The sequence below is a fragment of the Pseudomonas sp. RIT-PI-S genome (assembly GCF_025642975.1).
In the GTDB taxonomy this organism is placed as follows: Bacteria; Pseudomonadota; Gammaproteobacteria; order Pseudomonadales; family Pseudomonadaceae; genus Aquipseudomonas.
In genome coordinates, this window is the sequence record NZ_JANZKJ010000008.1 from 219,399 (window position 1) to 234,653 (window position 15,255).

General features: G+C 65.4%; 16 protein-coding genes. 7 read left to right on the top strand and 9 right to left on the bottom strand.

Features of this window, described 5'->3' with window-relative positions:
* Positions 1 to 111 precede the first annotated feature (111 nt).
* Positions 112 to 1,113 carry an ABC transporter substrate-binding protein gene (locus tag OGL93_RS13660; protein WP_263263241.1) on the top strand — a complete coding sequence of 334 codons (1,002 nt, stop codon included), beginning with the start codon at positions 112 to 114 and terminating at the stop codon, positions 1,111 to 1,113.
* Positions 1,114 to 1,122: 9 nt separating this feature from the next.
* On the opposite strand, the gene OGL93_RS13665 is transcribed toward OGL93_RS13660, so the two are convergent.
* Together OGL93_RS13665 and gstA are read right to left on the bottom strand one after the other, a co-directional pair.
* A complete protein-coding gene (locus OGL93_RS13665) occupies positions 1,123 to 1,989 on the bottom strand; it encodes a DMT family transporter (RefSeq protein WP_263263243.1) in 867 nt (288 codons plus the stop codon).
* Between the two features lie 102 nt (positions 1,990 to 2,091).
* Positions 2,092 to 2,694, bottom strand: coding sequence for a glutathione transferase GstA (gene gstA, locus OGL93_RS13670; protein ID WP_263263244.1), 603 nt, complete (start codon positions 2,692 to 2,694; stop codon positions 2,092 to 2,094).
* A gap of 136 nt (positions 2,695 to 2,830) precedes the next feature.
* Between gstA and OGL93_RS13675 the strand changes: the two genes are divergently transcribed.
* Positions 2,831 to 3,148 (top strand): hypothetical protein, encoded by a 318-nt coding sequence (locus OGL93_RS13675; protein WP_263263245.1) that lies wholly within the window; start codon positions 2,831 to 2,833, stop codon positions 3,146 to 3,148.
* Between the two features lie 10 nt (positions 3,149 to 3,158).
* Here the strand turns inward: OGL93_RS13675 and OGL93_RS13680 are convergent, their stop codons facing one another.
* The 3 genes from OGL93_RS13680 to OGL93_RS13690 are packed head-to-tail and all read right to left on the bottom strand — an operon-like array spanning position 3,159 to position 6,033.
* Positions 3,159 to 3,926, bottom strand: coding sequence for a transporter substrate-binding domain-containing protein (locus tag OGL93_RS13680; RefSeq protein ID WP_263263246.1), 768 nt, complete (start codon positions 3,924 to 3,926; stop codon positions 3,159 to 3,161).
* Positions 3,917 to 5,257, bottom strand: coding sequence for a diguanylate cyclase (locus OGL93_RS13685; protein ID WP_263263248.1), 1,341 nt, complete (start codon positions 5,255 to 5,257; stop codon positions 3,917 to 3,919). The genes OGL93_RS13680 and OGL93_RS13685 overlap by 10 nt, the downstream gene beginning before the upstream one ends.
* A complete protein-coding gene (locus OGL93_RS13690; protein ID WP_263263249.1) occupies positions 5,254 to 6,033 on the bottom strand; it encodes a transporter substrate-binding domain-containing protein in 780 nt (259 codons plus the stop codon). The genes OGL93_RS13685 and OGL93_RS13690 overlap by 4 nt, the downstream gene beginning before the upstream one ends.
* 141 nt (positions 6,034 to 6,174) lie before the next feature.
* On the opposite strand from OGL93_RS13690, the gene selD reads away from it, so the two are divergent.
* Together selD and mnmH are read left to right on the top strand one after the other, a co-directional pair.
* The gene (gene selD, locus OGL93_RS13695) at positions 6,175 to 7,209 is read left to right on the top strand and encodes a selenide, water dikinase SelD (protein WP_263263250.1); all 1,035 of its coding nucleotides are present in this window, start codon (positions 6,175 to 6,177) and stop codon (positions 7,207 to 7,209) included.
* Positions 7,209 to 8,342 carry a tRNA 2-selenouridine(34) synthase MnmH gene (gene mnmH / locus OGL93_RS13700; RefSeq protein WP_263263251.1) on the top strand — a complete coding sequence of 378 codons (1,134 nt, stop codon included), beginning with the start codon at positions 7,209 to 7,211 and terminating at the stop codon, positions 8,340 to 8,342. Before selD ends, mnmH begins: the two co-directional genes overlap by 1 nt.
* Positions 8,343 to 8,397: 55 nt before the next feature.
* On the opposite strand, the gene OGL93_RS13705 is transcribed toward mnmH, so the two are convergent.
* Positions 8,398 to 9,453 carry a permease gene (locus OGL93_RS13705; RefSeq protein ID WP_263263252.1) on the bottom strand — a complete coding sequence of 352 codons (1,056 nt, stop codon included), beginning with the start codon at positions 9,451 to 9,453 and terminating at the stop codon, positions 8,398 to 8,400.
* A 163-nt stretch (positions 9,454 to 9,616) separates the two neighbouring features.
* Here OGL93_RS13705 and OGL93_RS13710 point away from each other — a divergent pair, with 163 nt between their 5' ends.
* Entirely contained in the window at positions 9,617 to 10,675 is a 1,059-nt protein-coding gene (locus tag OGL93_RS13710) for an SDR family oxidoreductase (RefSeq protein WP_263263253.1), read from the top strand.
* A 54-nt stretch (positions 10,676 to 10,729) separates the two neighbouring features.
* On the opposite strand, the gene OGL93_RS13715 is transcribed toward OGL93_RS13710, so the two are convergent.
* Positions 10,730 to 11,278 (bottom strand): cytochrome b, encoded by a 549-nt coding sequence (locus OGL93_RS13715; RefSeq protein ID WP_263263254.1) that lies wholly within the window; start codon positions 11,276 to 11,278, stop codon positions 10,730 to 10,732.
* A gap of 57 nt (positions 11,279 to 11,335) precedes the next feature.
* A complete protein-coding gene (gene pobA, locus OGL93_RS13720) occupies positions 11,336 to 12,562 on the bottom strand; it encodes a 4-hydroxybenzoate 3-monooxygenase (RefSeq protein WP_263263255.1) in 1,227 nt (408 codons plus the stop codon).
* 190 nt (positions 12,563 to 12,752) lie between these two features.
* Between pobA and OGL93_RS13725 the strand changes: the two genes are divergently transcribed.
* On the top strand, positions 12,753 to 13,583 hold the full coding sequence (locus OGL93_RS13725) for a helix-turn-helix domain-containing protein (RefSeq protein ID WP_263263256.1): 831 nt from the start codon (positions 12,753 to 12,755) through the stop codon (positions 13,581 to 13,583).
* Between the two features lie 9 nt (positions 13,584 to 13,592).
* Here OGL93_RS13725 and gcvA read toward each other — a convergent pair whose 3' ends face one another.
* Positions 13,593 to 14,477 (bottom strand): transcriptional regulator GcvA, encoded by an 885-nt coding sequence (gene gcvA, locus OGL93_RS13730; RefSeq protein ID WP_263263257.1) that lies wholly within the window; start codon positions 14,475 to 14,477, stop codon positions 13,593 to 13,595.
* Between the two features lie 206 nt (positions 14,478 to 14,683).
* On the opposite strand from gcvA, the gene OGL93_RS13735 reads away from it, so the two are divergent.
* On the top strand, positions 14,684 to 15,255 hold a 572-nt coding region (locus OGL93_RS13735; RefSeq protein WP_263263258.1), incomplete at its 3' end, for a DUF2242 domain-containing protein.

Here is a 15,255-nt window from a genome sequence, read left to right on the forward strand (position 1 = left end):
CCGTAAAGGTATTTAAACTAATATTCTTATGCCACTAAGCTGAACGGGCCGGCCTGATTTGGGCTGGCGCAGCGCGCTTCGGCGCCTCTTTCCCCTTTGAAGAGAGCTTCCATGGCTTCGGTACGCACTATCGCCCTGTTGGCGGCAATGATGGGCAGCACGGCTGCCGGCAGCGCGCAGGCAGAAGGGAAAATCAGCATCGCCCAGCAGTTCGGCATCGGTTACCTGATTCTGGATGTGGTCCGTGACCAACACCTGATCGAGAAGCATGGCAAGGCGCAGGGCCTAGACATCACCGTAGACTGGAACAGCATCTCCGGCGCCACGGCGATGAACGAAGCCTTGCTCGCCGGCGCGTTGGACGTCGTATCGGCTGGGGTGCCGCCCATGCTGACCCTGTGGGACCGCACCCTGGGCAAACAGAACGTCAAAGCCATCGCGTCGTTGGGCTCGATGCCCAACTACTTGCTGAGCAACCGCGCCGAGGTCAAGACTTTGCAGGATTTTACCGACCAGGACCGCATCGCCGTGCCGGCCGCAGGGGTGGGGTTCCAGTCCCGTACCTTGCAGCTGGAAACGGCCAAGGTGTTCGGCAAGGCGGACTTCAAGCGCTTCGATAACCTGTCCATCAGCCTGCCCCACCCAGACGCCACCTCGGCGCTAATCTCCGGCGGGCTGGAAGTGACCGCGCACTTTTCCAGCCCGCCGTTCCAGTACCAGGAGCTGGAAAGCCCCAAGGTGCATAAGGTGCTCAGCTCTTATGACATCCTCGGTGGGCCGGCGACCTTCAACGTGCTCTACACCACGCAGAAATTCCACGACGACAACCCGAAAACCTACAAAGCCTTCTATGCGGCCTTGGCCGAGGCCGCGCAGATCATCCAGGCAGACAAGCCCGCCGCCGCGCAGACCTACCTGCGCGTGGAGCAATCCAAGCTGCCGCTGCCGTTCATCGAGAAGATCGTCCAGGACCCGGAGATCGATTTCACCGTGGTGCCCCAGCGAACCTATATCTATGCCGAGCAACTGCAAGAACTGGGCGTGCTCAAGAACAAAGCCGCCAGCTGGAAGGACTACTTCTTCGAAGAAGCCCACGGCGACGCCGGCAGCTAGGCAAACCGCCTAAGCGGGCTCAGCGGCCACCGCCCCGCTGCGCCTGCCGGCCCAGGCCACCGCGCCGAGAATCAACGCACCACCGGCCAGCATCGCCACGGTGGGGTGGTCCCCGAACAGCAGCCAGGCGCCGGCGATGGCGTATACCGGCTCCATGGCGATGACCACGGCCGCGACGTTGGCGCTCACATGCTTGAGCGACGTGATGAACAGCGTGTAGGCAAGGCCGGTGCAGAGCACGCCCAGCCCTGCGAGCAGCAACCAGTCGCGCGGGCTGACCGCGGCCCATTGGCCACTGGCGAAGGGCAGCAACAGCAGCACAATGCCGATCATTTGCCAGAGGCTGGACTGCGGGCCGCCCGCCTGGATGTGCAAGCGCTTGTTGACGATGGCGATGCCGGCGTAGGTCGCGCCGCTGAGCACGCCCCAGCCCAGCCCCGCCAGGGCTCCGCCACCGGTGCCGTCGGCAGGGCCGATCAATACCAGCCCCAGGCTCGCCAGAACGATGATCGCCCAGTCTTTTCCCGCCATCGGCTGCGAGAACAGCAGCCGCTCACTGATCGCGGTAAAGGCCGGGAAGGTCGCGAAGCCAAGCGTGGCCACGGCCACGCCGCCGACCTGAATGGCAAGGAAAAACAACAACCAGTGCACGGCGAGCGCTGCCCCCAACAGCATCAGCTTCAGGCGCTCGGCAAGGCTCAGCCTCTGGCCTCCCCCCGCCCAGGCGCACAGCGGCAGCAACACGGCCAGGGCGAACAGGCCGCGGCCGAACACGATCATCACCGGGCTGACAGTCAGCGCTTGGCCAAACAGGGCCGAAAGCCCGTAAAGCATGGCCGCGACGTGCAATTGCAAGAATGCCTGGGAACGGTTCATCTGGCCTCGAAGTAGGGTGCGGTTATAAGGGGGCGCCCGCCAATGATGCGCATCGTGCGGGTGGTCGCGGGCCATGCCCGCTCCCACAGGCGAGGGTGCGGATTAAAGCAGCCCTTCCTCTTTCATTGCCTGTTGTACCGAAGGGCGTTCCCCCACGCGTTTGTGATAGGCCACCAGGGTAGGCCACCGGCTGAGATCGAACTTCGCCTTGCCCGCCCAGTTGAGCACAGTGAACAGGTAGGCATCGGCCACCGTGAAGCCGTTAAGAACAAACTCCCGGTCGCCCAGCATCTTGACCAGCACGTCCAGGCGCATGCCCAGCAGGGCGGTCACCGCCTCCCGCCATTCGGGGGTTTGCTTGGGGTTGAAGAACGAGCCCATGTTCTTGTGCAGCTCGGTGGACACGAAGCTCAGCCACTCCTGCAGCTTGTAGCGCTCCGGGCTTCCCGGCGCGGGGGCCAGGCCGCTGTCGGGGTTCAGGTCGGCGAGGTATTGCAGCACCACCTGCGCCTCGGTCAGCACGCTGCCGTCGTCGAGCTGCAGCGCCGGAACGTAGCCCTTGGGGTTGACGTCGAGGTAGTTCTGGCCTTCTTCGGTTTGCTTGGTGGCGCGGTCGACCTTGACCAAGGTCGTGTCGGTGTTGGTTTCACGCACAACAATATGCGGGGCCAGGGAGCAGGCGCCAGGCAGATAGAACAGTTTCATCGCAGTTCCTTGTTCTCGGTGGGCCGCCTTGTGGCGACGGAGCGCCTCAGGTCACCGCCCGGGACGGCCAGCCAAATGAACCCGGAGCGGGCGGTAAACTCGAACGGTAACGCCCTTGTTTACACCCTGGAGCCCCATGAACATAGCTATCGATGAAGACCATATCAACACCGCGGACCTGAGAGGGGCGGTGGAGCTGTGGCTGGTGTCACCCCAGGCGGCCCCCGATGCCAACGAACACCCTGATGGCCTGTGCCTTTGGCGGGGGCGGCCGGTGGTGAGCCACGACATGCTCAGCGAAGGGACCCACGAGCAAAACGTTCGGCGGGTTTGGCTGCGTGTGGCCGACCCATTGTCGCCGGCGACCGCAGCCCGGGTTCGGCCGGCGCTGGAGCAGCGCCTGCGCGAGCAGCAGTTGGAAGGTGAGTTTTTTCCTGCCGAAACAGCCGGCTAGCCGTGGCCTGCTAGCGGGGCGTCATGAGCTTTTGCAGCTCGCCGTCTTGCTTGAGCTGGTCGAACGCCTCGGTCGCCCGGCGCACCACCTCGTCGGGGGTGGTGAGGCTAAACGCAAGGTAGGCATGCGCGGTGATCTGCTCCAGGGTCATCACCGGGTCCAGCTCTTCGAAGGGTATGTGCAATTGCTCGCAGAAGCGCCGGGCGTCCCGGGGCGACAGGGGGATGACGTCGACCTGGCCCGCAAGCAGTTTGCGGAAGTTGTCCATGGCCGTGGCAGACATCACCAGCCGGGTGAACCCCGAGTCGCGCAGGTATTGATGGCGAACGTCATCCCGTACCACGCCGGTGTCATACGCCTTGGCATCGGCCAGCTCATGCAGATGCAGGTCCGTACGCCGGCGCAGCTTGTAGAGCACTGTCTGGATCTCTTCGAACTCGCCGATCCATTTGAACGACGCTTCACGTTCCTGGGTGCGAATGATCGGGTAGATCAGCACGTTGGGTTCGGCCAGGGCGATGTCATAGGCACGCGCCCAGGGGTAGAGCATCAGCCGGTAGTCGGACAGCCCGGCACGGTTGAGGGTCGCCGTCACCACCGCCGTTGCGGGCCCTGCGACCCTGCCGTTCTCCAGGTAGCTGTAGGAGGAGTCTTCAGTGACTGCCTCCAAGGTCACGGCCTGGCTCTGGCCGGCGGCGAGCGCCAGCAGCAGGGTGGCCATGCCGTGGCGAAGGCGCGTGCCATAGCCGCGGCGCGATTGCAGACAATTCATTCGCATACCTGATTCCTGCCCCCATTTTTAGCCCGGTACAGCGCTTCGTCAGCGCGATGCAGCAGTTGGTCGAATATGGTCATGGCGCTCGGGTCGAGCTCGGCGATGCCGATGCTCACCGTCAGGTAAGGGGAGATCGGCGACGCCCCATGGGGCATGCGCTTGGCCGCCAGCGCCTGGCGCAGGCGCTCGCCGGCCTGGCGCGCCAGGTTCGCATCGTGCCCCGGCAACAACACGGCGAACTCCTCGCCGCCCAGGCGCGCGATCACTTCACCGCTGCGCATGAACAGGCTTTGCATGGTGCTCGCCACTTCCTGCAGGCAACGGTCGCCGCCGCCGTGGCCGTGGGTGTCGTTGTAGCGCTTGAAGAAGTCCACGTCGCACATGAGCACGGTCAACGGCCGCCCGCTGCGCAGGGCGCGGTTGAATTCGGCATCCTTGAGCTCATCGAAATAGCGGCGGTTGGCCAGGCCGGTGAGCGGGTCCAGGCGGGACAGGTTTTGCAGCTGTTCGTTGGCGCTGACCAGTTCGGCGGTGCGCTGCTCGACCTCCAGCGCCAGGTGGTCGCGGCTGGCGGCCAGGGCGACTTCCGCCTCACGCTGCAATGCCAGGTATTGGGCCATGTTGTCCTGCAGGCCATTGATGCGCTCGGTCAGCAGGTCCAGCTCGTCGTTGCGGCTGCCCAGCCGGTCGAGGCGCAGGCGCTCGGCCAGGTTGGCTGGGGTGAGCCGCTCCAGGTGCTGGGCGATATGGCGCACATGCACGGTCACCAGGCCGTTGAACATCAGCATGGTGATCCCGGCCAGGGCGAGGGCCTGGATCACCTGGGTGAGCATGATGGTCCATACTTCCTTCCACAGGCGTTGCCGCAGCAGGCCCGGGTCCCCCTCGATCAACAAGGTACCGACCGGTTGCACCGCGCCCGGATAGGGCGCGATGGTCAGCGCGCGTTCCAGCGACGGGGCAGGGCCGGTCCCCAGAAACCCATCACGCTGGCGCACCAACACTTCTTCGGCGCGCTCCGGGCGAGGGATGCGCAGGGTCACCCGGCCGACCGGGGCTGCCTGCACCACGCTCTGCAGTTGCGCCTCGAGGCTGTCGCGGTCCATTTCCCAGATCGCCTTGGACAGCGATCCCTGGAACACCTGGTCGATCAGCCCCAGTTCGCTGGTCATGGTTTGCACGCCGTTGTTCCAGGCGAACCAGGTGCGCACGCTGACGGTGGCAAAGGTAAACGCCAGGCAGAACACCAGCGTCGCGACCACCAGCCGGTGCGCCAGCGGGCGCTCGGTGGTCATGCTCGGGTGCGTAGGGTCGTCGTAGTGCTCGAAGCTCATGGGCCTAACCACTTGCGCACGATGGCGTCGTAGCGGCCGTCCGCGCGCAGCCGTTGCAGGGCCGCGCGGAAACTTTCGACGGTTTTCACTGGGGTGTTGGGGCTGAAGGCTACGCTGAAGCCGCCGTCTTCGAGCTCGGGCAGCTCCAGGCTACGGAAGAGCACCTGCTTGGGATCGTCCCCTGAGCTGCGGGCGGTATAGATCGCATTCAGCTCATCGGAGATCCACAAGGCCACGTGGCCACGCTTGAGCTTTTCATAGTTGAGCGAATAGTGATTGCTCTGTTGCAGGGTTTGGCCGATCTGGAAATGCCTGCTCAGCAGGAACTGCTCGCCCACGTCCTGGTTGACCGTGGCGATCTGATAGCTTTTATCTAGCGCCTCTTGCAGGTTGGCCAGGGTCACCGGGCGCGCCTGGGTAGAGAACAGGAACCAGCGCGTCGGCGCGATAGGGCCTGCCCACTGGAACAACGCCTCGCGCTCGGGGGTGCGGGTGATGGAATAAATCATCACGTTGTCGGCATGCAGAGCCAGGTCGTAGGCACGGGCCCAAGGCATGACCTGGATGCTCGCCTCGATCCCCATCTCGCGCAGCACCGCTTCCACCACCTCGGTGCTCAGCCCGGTGACTTTGCCGGCTTCGGTCATGTTGTAGGGAGGCAACTCTTCCGTGACCACCCGCAGCGGGTCGGCCACCAGCGTGCCCGCAAGGCAAGCCGATAGCCCCGCGGCCGCGAGAGCGGCGCGTAAACTGCGCAGGTGCCAGGCATGGGGCATGGTCGCTCTCCGTCGCCAGATGGAAGGGTTGTGCCTAGGCTATCGGCATCACGGGCGGCAACTTGACTGGTTTGATGGCACTTCGTCAACAGCGCCACACATGAATGTTAAACTCCCGATCCTTGTTTTGAGAGGCTCGTCATGACTCCACCCATTCGCCTGACCCAGTACAGCCATGGCGCTGGTTGTGGCTGCAAGATTTCGCCCCAGGTGCTGGAGGTTATTCTCGCTGGCAGCGGGGCGCAAAACCTCGATCCGGCCCTTTGGGTAGGCAACGCCTCGCGTGACGACGCGGCCGTTTATGGCATCGACGAGCAGCGCGGAATCGTGTCCACCACGGACTTCTTCATGCCCATCGTCGACGACCCTTTCGACTTCGGGCGGATCGCCGCGACCAATGCCATCAGCGATATCTACGCCATGGGCGGCACGCCGCTGATGGCCATCGCGATCCTCGGCTGGCCGGTGAACGTGCTGGCGCCGGAAATCGCCCGCGAGGTCATCCGCGGTGGCCGCGCCGTGTGTGACGCCGCCGGCATCGCCCTGGCCGGCGGGCATTCGATCGACGCCCCCGAGCCGATCTTTGGCCTGGCCGTGACCGGCCTGGTGGAGAAGGGCCACCTCAAGCGCAACGACACCGCCACCGCCGGCTGCCAGCTGTACCTGACCAAGCCCCTAGGCATCGGCATTCTCACCACCGCCGAAAAGAAAGGCCTGCTGCGCGAGGCAGACGTAGGGCTGGCCCGGGACTGGATGTGCACCCTCAACAGCGCCGGCAGCCGCTTTGCCCGCCTGGCGGGCGTACACGCCATGACGGATGTCACCGGCTTCGGGTTGCTCGGCCATCTGCTGGAAATGGCCGACGGCGCCGGGCTCACCGCCCGGTTGAACGCCCAGGCGGTGCCGCGGCTGTCGGGCGTGGAGCATTACCTGGCCCAGGGCTGCGCGCCGGGCGGCACTCAACGCAATTTCGACAGCTATGGCGCGGGCGTGAGCGGCATGGACGAATCCACCAGGCTGTTGCTTTGCGACCCGCAAACCAGCGGGGGCTTGCTGGTGGCGGTGGCGCCGGGGCATGAGGCGCCGTTTCTCGCCTGCGCCCGTGAGCTGGGGCTGGCGTTGCAGCCGATCGGCGAAATGGTTGCCCGCGGCACGCACGCGGTCGAGGTGGTCTGATGGCCGAAAACACCACCGCCTTCGAGCGCCTGTTCCTCGAAGGCGTGCCGATGATGGATGTACGCGCCCCCGTGGAATTCGGCAAAGGGGCCTTTCCCGGCGTGACCAACCTGCCGCTGATGGATGACCGCGAGCGTGAGCGGGTCGGCACCGCCTATAAGCATCACGGCCAGCAAGCGGCGATCGACCTGGGCCACACGCTGGTGGCCGGCGCGCTCAAGCAGGCGCGCATCGAAGCCTGGGCGGCTTTCGCCAAAGCGCACCCCGAGGGCTACCTCTATTGCTTTCGCGGCGGCCTGCGCTCGCAGATCACCCAGCAGTGGCTCAAGGCCGAGGCGGGCATCGACTACCCCCGGGTGGTGGGCGGCTACAAGGCCCTGCGCACCTTTCTGATCGAGCGGACCGAAGCCAGCGTGGCCACGTGCGACTTCGTGTGCCTGGGCGGCATGACTGGCATTGGCAAGACCGAGGTGCTGGCCGAGCTGAGCAACGCCGTGGACCTCGAAGCGCTCGCCAACCACCGAGGCTCTGGGTTCGGCAAGCGGGCTACCCCACAACCTGCGCCGATCGCCTTCGAAAACGCCCTGGCCATTGACCTGCTCAAGCGCCGCGCCCAGGGCCAGGCGGCGTTCGTGGTGGAGGATGAAAGCCGCATGATCGGCAGCTGTGCCCTGCCGCTGTCGCTGTTCCGGCGCATGCAACGCAGCCCTTTGGTATGGCTGGAAGACAGCCTGGAATCCCGGGTGGCACGCATTCTCGGGGATTACGTGGTGGGCCTGTGCGCCGAGTTCGTTGCGTTGCAGGGTGAAGGGCCCGGCTTCGAGGCCTTCGCCGCGCGCTTGCGCCAGAGCCTGGCAGGCATCGCCAAGCGGCTCGGCGGTGAGCGCTATCAGCGGCTGGCGACGATCATGGACGATGCGTTGCGGGTGCAGCAGGCCAGCGGGGCGGTGGAGGGTCACCGCGGCTGGATCGAAGGCCTGCTGAAGGAATATTACGACCCGATGTACGCCTACCAGCGCGACGCCAAGGGCGAGCGCATCGAGTTCTCCGGCGAGCGCGCCGCGGTGATCGAGTACCTGCGCCAGCGCAGGCCGGCGAGCCCTATAGGGCCGGGTGAGGCCCGGGAACCGTAGCGCCGGCAGCCACCCCGCAGGCACCGGGCGCTGCCTGCACAGGCGCAGGCATGGTTCACAACACCGCCAAGCCCACCAGCCCCCACAGCGCGCCAAATACCATCACCAGCCCGCCGACCGCCCACAGCACCCGGGCGTCGAAGGACCTGCGCAACATCAACAGGGATGGCAGGCTGACGCTGGGCAGGGTCATCAACAGCGCGACCGCCGGTGCCGTACCCAACCCGAGGGCCATCAGGGTTTGCACGATCGGGATCTCGGCGGCCGTGGGGATCACGAACAGGGTGCCGACGATGGCCATCGGCAGCAGCCAGCCCAGGCCCTGGCCGAAGCTGCCGTCCACGTGGGGGAACAGCCACACGCGAGCGGCACCGAGCAGCAGGACGGCCAGCACATACACCGGGATGGTGCTCCAGAACAGTTGCCACAGGCTGATCGCCCAGCGCTGCAACAGGCCGCCGGTGGGCTCGTCCGACAATGCCTGGACGGCATCGACGGCGGGCTCCGGCAGCGTTTGCGGCCGAGCAATGCGCTGGGCAATCAGCGCCACGCCGAACACCAGCACGATGCCGCCCACCAGGCGCAGGGCAGCGAACTGCCACCCCAGCACGAAGCCCATGAAGACCAGGGTCGCCGGGTTCAGTACTGGGTTGGCGATCCAGAACGCCAGGGCCGCGCCCACCGACACCTGCTGCTTGCGCAGCCCCGCGGCGACCGGTGCGGCGCAACAGCTGCACATCATGCCCGGCAGCGCGAACAGGCCGCCACGCAGGGTCGAGCCCAGCCCGGCCTTGCCGAACAGGCGCAGCAGCCAATCCCGCGGGATCAGCACCTGCAACAGCGAGCCCAGGATCACCGCCAGCACCGCGGCTTTCCAGATCGCCAGGAAGTACACCTGCGCATAGGCCAGCGCCGCAGCCAGTGGCGCCACCTGGTGGTCATCGATGATGGACGCGCCGATGCTGTGGTTCTGCGCGGCCACGAAGGACTTCAGGTAATAAGGCGACCACTTGACGTAATACAGCCCCGCTACCGCGACCAGCAAGAACAGCAGCGGCTTCCACCAGAAAGACCAGCCGCGTGGGTGAGGTGAGGAGGGCAGGGTGTGCATGGCGAATGTCCAGTTGGAAAAACCGCCGCATGATACGGCGTTAGCGGGAGTAAAGGACAGGCCAAGCCGCCCGGCGAGCCTTCGGCGCCGGTAATCGAGGCGCGGGAACCCTCGCCTCGGGTGTTCGTCTGCAACCTCAGACACACCCGCAGAGGCGAGCGCCATGACCGATACCCCAGAACGTTCCGAACAGGCCCCCGAAGCCGACAGCGGGGTGGCCCAGCCACCCTTTTTACCCTCGCGCCGCCGCCTGCTGCAGGGCGCCGTGCTCACGGCCGCCGCGGCCGGCCTGGCGATACCGGCCAGCGGCCAGGCGGCTACGGCGCCCGGCGGTGCGCCGGCCCCGTTGGCAAACCCCCAAAATGCCTACCCCAGGCCGCCGTTCAAGGAGCAGTCCCAACCTTGGCCCGGGCTGGCCGGCAAAATGGAGCCGCGCCCGGACCACGGTGAAACCAGCTACCGCGGGAGCAACCGCCTGTTGGGCCGCAAGGCATTGATTACCGGTGGCGACTCGGGGCTGGGCCGCGCGGTGGCGATTGCCTTCGCCCGCGAAGGCGCGGATGTGGCCATCAACTACCTGCCCGCCGAGGAGCCCGATGCCCAAGAGGTGGTGAAGCTGATCCAGCAGGCCGGGCGCAAGGCGGTGGCGATCCCTGGAGACCTGCGCGATGCGGCGTTTTGCCGTGCCCTGGTGGACCAGGCGATCAAGGGGCTGGGCGGGCTGGACATCCTGGTCAGCAACGCGGCGCGCCAGCATAGCTACGACTCGATCCTGGATATCAGCGATGAAGACTTCGACTGGGTGGTGAAAACCAACCTCTACGCCATGTTCTGGCTGACCAAGGCCGCGGTGCCGCACCTGCCCGAGGGCAGCGCGATCATCAACACCGCGTCGGTCAATGCCTTCGACCCTTCCGCCAACCTGCTGGACTACGCGATGACCAAGGCGGGCATCGCCAATTTCACCAAGGGGCTGGCCAAGCAGTTGATCAGCAAGGGCATCCGCGTCAACGCCGTGGCGCCTGGGCCTTTCTGGACGCCACTGCAGGTGAGCGGTGGGCAAACGATGGAAAACCTCAAGGGTTTTGGCGGCGACACCCCGCTCAAGCGGCCGGGCCAGCCGGCGGAGATCGCGCCCTTGTATGTGACCCTGGCTTCGACCGAGGCCAGCTACGTCACCGGCCAGGTGTTCGGTGCGTCCGGCGGCAAGGGGCAGCCCTGATCCAGTGGGTTCAATCCAGGCCGGTGTCGGAGTGGGCGAGACCCTGGAGCGGCATCAACCGCGCCGCGCGGGCAGCATGCCCTTGAGCACCTCATCGCGGTCAATGAAGTGGTGCTTGAGGGCAATCAGCCCGTGGCCTAGCACCAGGGCCCCGCAGGCCCAGGCCACATAGGTGTGAAAGAACTTCACATAAGGCGCCATGCCGCCGTGTTCGGCGGTCAGGGGCGGCAACTGGAACAGGCCAAGCACCATGATCGGCCGGCCGACCACCGAGCTCCACAGCCAGCCGGAAACCGGCAACGCCAGCAGCGCCACGGCATACAACAGCAGGTGCCCATGACGCGCGGCGCGGCGCATGAACGGCGACAGGCTGGCCGGCAGCTCAGGCGCGGGGTGGGCCAGGCGCCAGCCGATCCGCAGCACGATCAGGAACAGCAGCGTGCTGGCGATTGCCTTGTGCCAGAAGGTTACTTGGTGGTCCGCATTGACCGCATGCCAGTGCACCGCTGAAAACCCCAGCAGCCAGGCGCTGATCCATACCGCGGCCATGAGCCAGTGCAGCCATTTGGCGGTTGCGGTGTAGTGCCCAGGGGCGTTGCGCATGGTGACCTCCGAGCCTTATCCGATGATTACAGGTATGGCCATTGGCCGCCCCGGCAGTTAAGCACAGTGCGCGGGGACTTGCAGCTCCGGCGTGGGCAAGGGGTCAACGGCCTCATAAGGCAGCCCGACATAGTTCTCGGCAATGGTCTGGCGCCCCGCTTCGGAGCCGACGAAGTAATCCAGTTCGGTGGCGGCGATGCGCTGGCTGAATGCATCCGCGCCGGGGAAGCGGTGCAGCATGGAGGTCATCCACCACGAAAAACGCTCGGCTTTCCACACCCGTCGCAGGCAGATCTGCGAATACCTCGCCAGCAGGTCGGTGCGCCCTTCGCGGTAAACCTTGAGCAGGATGTCGAACAAGGTGCTGACGTCGCTTGCCGCCAGGTTCAGCCCTTTGGCGCCTGTGGGGGGCACGATATGCGCGGCATCGCCCACCAGAAACAGCCGGCCATACTGCATCGGCTCGACCACGAAGCTGCGCAGCGGCGCGATGCTTTTCTCGATGGAGGGCCCGGTGACCAGCTTGTCTGCCAGCTCCTGGGGCAGGCGAGCCTTGAGCTCGTTCCAGAAGCGTTCGTCGGACCAGTCCTCGGCTTTCTCGTTGGCATCCACCTGCACGTAATAGCGGGTACGGGTCGCCGAGCGCATGCTGCACAGGGCGAAGCCGCGTTCGTGGGTGGCATACACCAGCTCCTCGTTCACCGGTGGGGTGTCGGCCAGGATCCCGAGCCAGCCGAAGGGGTAAACCCGTTCGAAGATTTCAAGGGCGTCGGCGGGGATCGACTGCCGCGCCACCCCGTGGAAGCCGTCGCAGCCGGCGATGAAGTCGCAATCGAGGCGGTGCGCCTGGCCGTCGTGCTCATACGTGAGCCATGGGTGCTCGCCCTTCGGGTCGTGTACCTGGACGTTCCTGGCTTCATACAGGGTGGTCGCACCCACGGCCTCGCGCGCGGCCATCAGGTCTCGGGTGACTTCGGTCTGCCCATAGATCATTACCGTCCTGCCGCCCGTGAGGCCCTTGAGGTCGATATGCACACGGCGGCCGCCCAGTGCCAGCTCGAAGCCATCATGGACCAGCCCCTCGGCATCCATGCGCTGGTGCACCCCGGCCTTGCGCAGCAACTCGACCATGCCCTGCTCAAGCACGCCCGCGCGAATGCGGCTGAGCACGTAGCTCGGGGTTTGCCGTTCGAGGATCACGTTGGAGATACCGGCGCGCTGGAGCAACTGGCCCAACAGCAGGCCGGACGGGCCCGCCCCGATGATTGCGACTTGAGTGTGCATGGAAGGTCTCGTGTATTTATTGTGTTTGGAATGCCTGTATTTTTCGTTGACCTCATTGCGGCGCACAGGTGAAAACGGCTAAATAACCGGTACTTTTGCTTAATGCGTTCGGTTATCGAACTGGTCGAGGTAGTTCTTGCGCGCACCCTTGGTAGAACCCGTTCCCACCTTCAAGTTGTATGGAGACGGGTTGGATTGGCCCATTGCCGACCTGCTGCACTGTGAAACCATCTCCGCGCGAAGCCGGGTGTTCCACTGGGAGATCCGCCCGCATCGGCATGCCGACCTTTACCAGTTGCTCTACCTGCACCGCGGCGAGGCCGTCATCGAGGTCGAGGGCGAGCGGCAGGTGGTGCGCCAGGCGACCCTGCAATTCTTGCCGCCGCTGGCCGTGCACGGGTTCCGGTTCAGTGAGAACGTGGAAGGCTATGTCGTTACCCTGGCTGCGCCCTGGATTGACCAGCTGCGTACCCAGGCGGGCATGGGCCAGGACCTGTTCAACGCGCCGGCTTGCCTCCCCGCCGCGGCGGAGCGCAGTTACCTCTACAGCCTGTTCAGCGCCTTGCAGCGTGAGTACGAGGGCCCGCAACCCGGGCGTGAGGCGATGCTGCACGCACTGGCAAACGTGGCGCTGGTGTGGCTGGGGCGGCGCATTCAATTACAACGGGCCGCTGGGCAAACCCAGGAGCGCGGGCGGGACGTGCTCGCCAGGTTCCAGCAGCAGGTGGAGGCCAGCTTCCGCCAGCAGCCGACCGTGGAGGCGCTGGCGCACCGGGTGGGCGTGTCGGTGCCGCAACTCAACAGCGTATGCCGGCGCCTGGCGGGGCAGTCCCCGTTGCAGATCATCCACCAGCGGTTACTGCTCGAAGCCAAGCGCAACCTGACCTACACCACCATGACCATCAACCAGGTTGCCGATAGCCTGGGCTTCGCCGACCCGGCTTATTTTGCGAGGTTCTTTCGCAGGCTCAGCGGGCAGTCGCCGCGCAGCTTCCGGGATAACCTGGGGCGAGGCGGGTAGGGCACGGGCCTAGCAGCGAGCGAGGATCCAGTCCACGAAGCTCCGGACCTTCGGCACTTCAGCGGCGTGTTCGGAGAAGGCAATGAAGTGCGAGCCATTGCTGGGCATGGCCGCGGGCACTGGCACCACCAATTTGCCCGACGCCAGCTCTTCCTCGATCAGGTAGCGCGGGATCAGCGCCACGCCGCAGCCGGCCACCGCGGCATGGATGCACATATAAAAGGTATCGAAGCGTGGCCCATGATAGCTGTTGGACGAATGCAAACCCTGGGCAAGGAACCACTCGTGCCACGCCTCTGGCCGCGACGTGCATTGCAGCAGCACCACCTCGGTGAGGTCTTCGGCGCAGGCCAGGGGCTGCTCGGCGAGCAGTTCCGCAGCGCAGACCGGCACCACTTCTTCACCGAACAACGGCAGGCAGGTGGCCCCCGGCCAAGTGCCCTGGCCGAAGAAGAAGGCAACGTCCGCCCGGGACTGCGAGAGGTCGAACGGTTCCAGCGCATTGCTGATTTCCAGGTGGATCTGCGGGTAGCGCTTGCCGAAGCCCTTGAGCGCCGGGATCAACCAGCGCGCGCCGAAGGTCGGTTGGGTCGCGACCCGCAGCACTTCGGTTTCGGCGCCATAGGAGAGGATATAGCGGCTGGACATGTCGATCTGGGTGAGGATCTTGTTCACTTCCGCCAGGTACAGCGAGCCCGCCGGGGTGAGTTGCAGCCGCCGCCGCACCCGCTGGAACAGGTGATGGCGGAGCATCTCCTCGAGCTGCGCGACCTGCTTGCTCACCGCGCTCTGGGTCAGGTGCAGCTCTTGCGCGGCGCGGGTGAAACTCAAGTGCCGTGCGGCGGCCTCGAAGCACTGCAGCGCGGTCATCGAAGGCATCAGGCGGCGGGACATGGCCGGTTCCTCTACAGCGTAGGCAGCCACGGGCATACCGGTGCGCTGCGCAAAAGAGCGCAATATACGGTATGGGCCTGGGCGCGGCCATGGCGCCTGTGAACCCTGCGGGTTTTGCCCAGGGCCTGGGCGTAGTAAAGTTCGCCCTTTCTCGGGCGCGCGGATGTCTCACGGCCGCCGCGCCGACCACCTAGCAGGTTACATACATGTCTTATTCCATCGCCGCCACCCGCTCGCGCAGAGGGGTTGTGCTGGCCATGATCGTGGCCGGCGCTGCCGGCTGCTCTTCACAGAAGCCGGCGATCTACGAGCACGAGAACTTCGACGACTCCGGCACCTTCTCCCGCAGCTACCCGGTGAGCGACACGGCCTCGTGCGAGGCGGCGCGGCGGGCGCTGCTCAGCCAGGGCTACATCATCACCAGCGGCGACCCCAAACTGGTCAGCGGGCACAAGAGTTTCCAACAGAACGGCGACACCCACCTGGAGATCTCTTTCAACGTGGTCTGCGCGCCGGACAGCGACAGCAACCGCCGCTCCACCATGTTCGCCAATGCCCTGCAGGATCGGTACGCGCTCAAAAAGGTGAATAACTCTGCAAGCCTGGGGGTAGGCGTGCTGGGCTCGGTGTCGATGCCGATCGGCTCCACCGACGACTCCATGGTGAAGGTCGCCAGCGAGACGGTATCGGCTACCCAGTTCTATGAGCGTTATTTCGCCCTGGTGGAAAGTTTCTTGCCCAAGGAGGCGAGGGAGGCCGCGCATATTCCAGACAAACC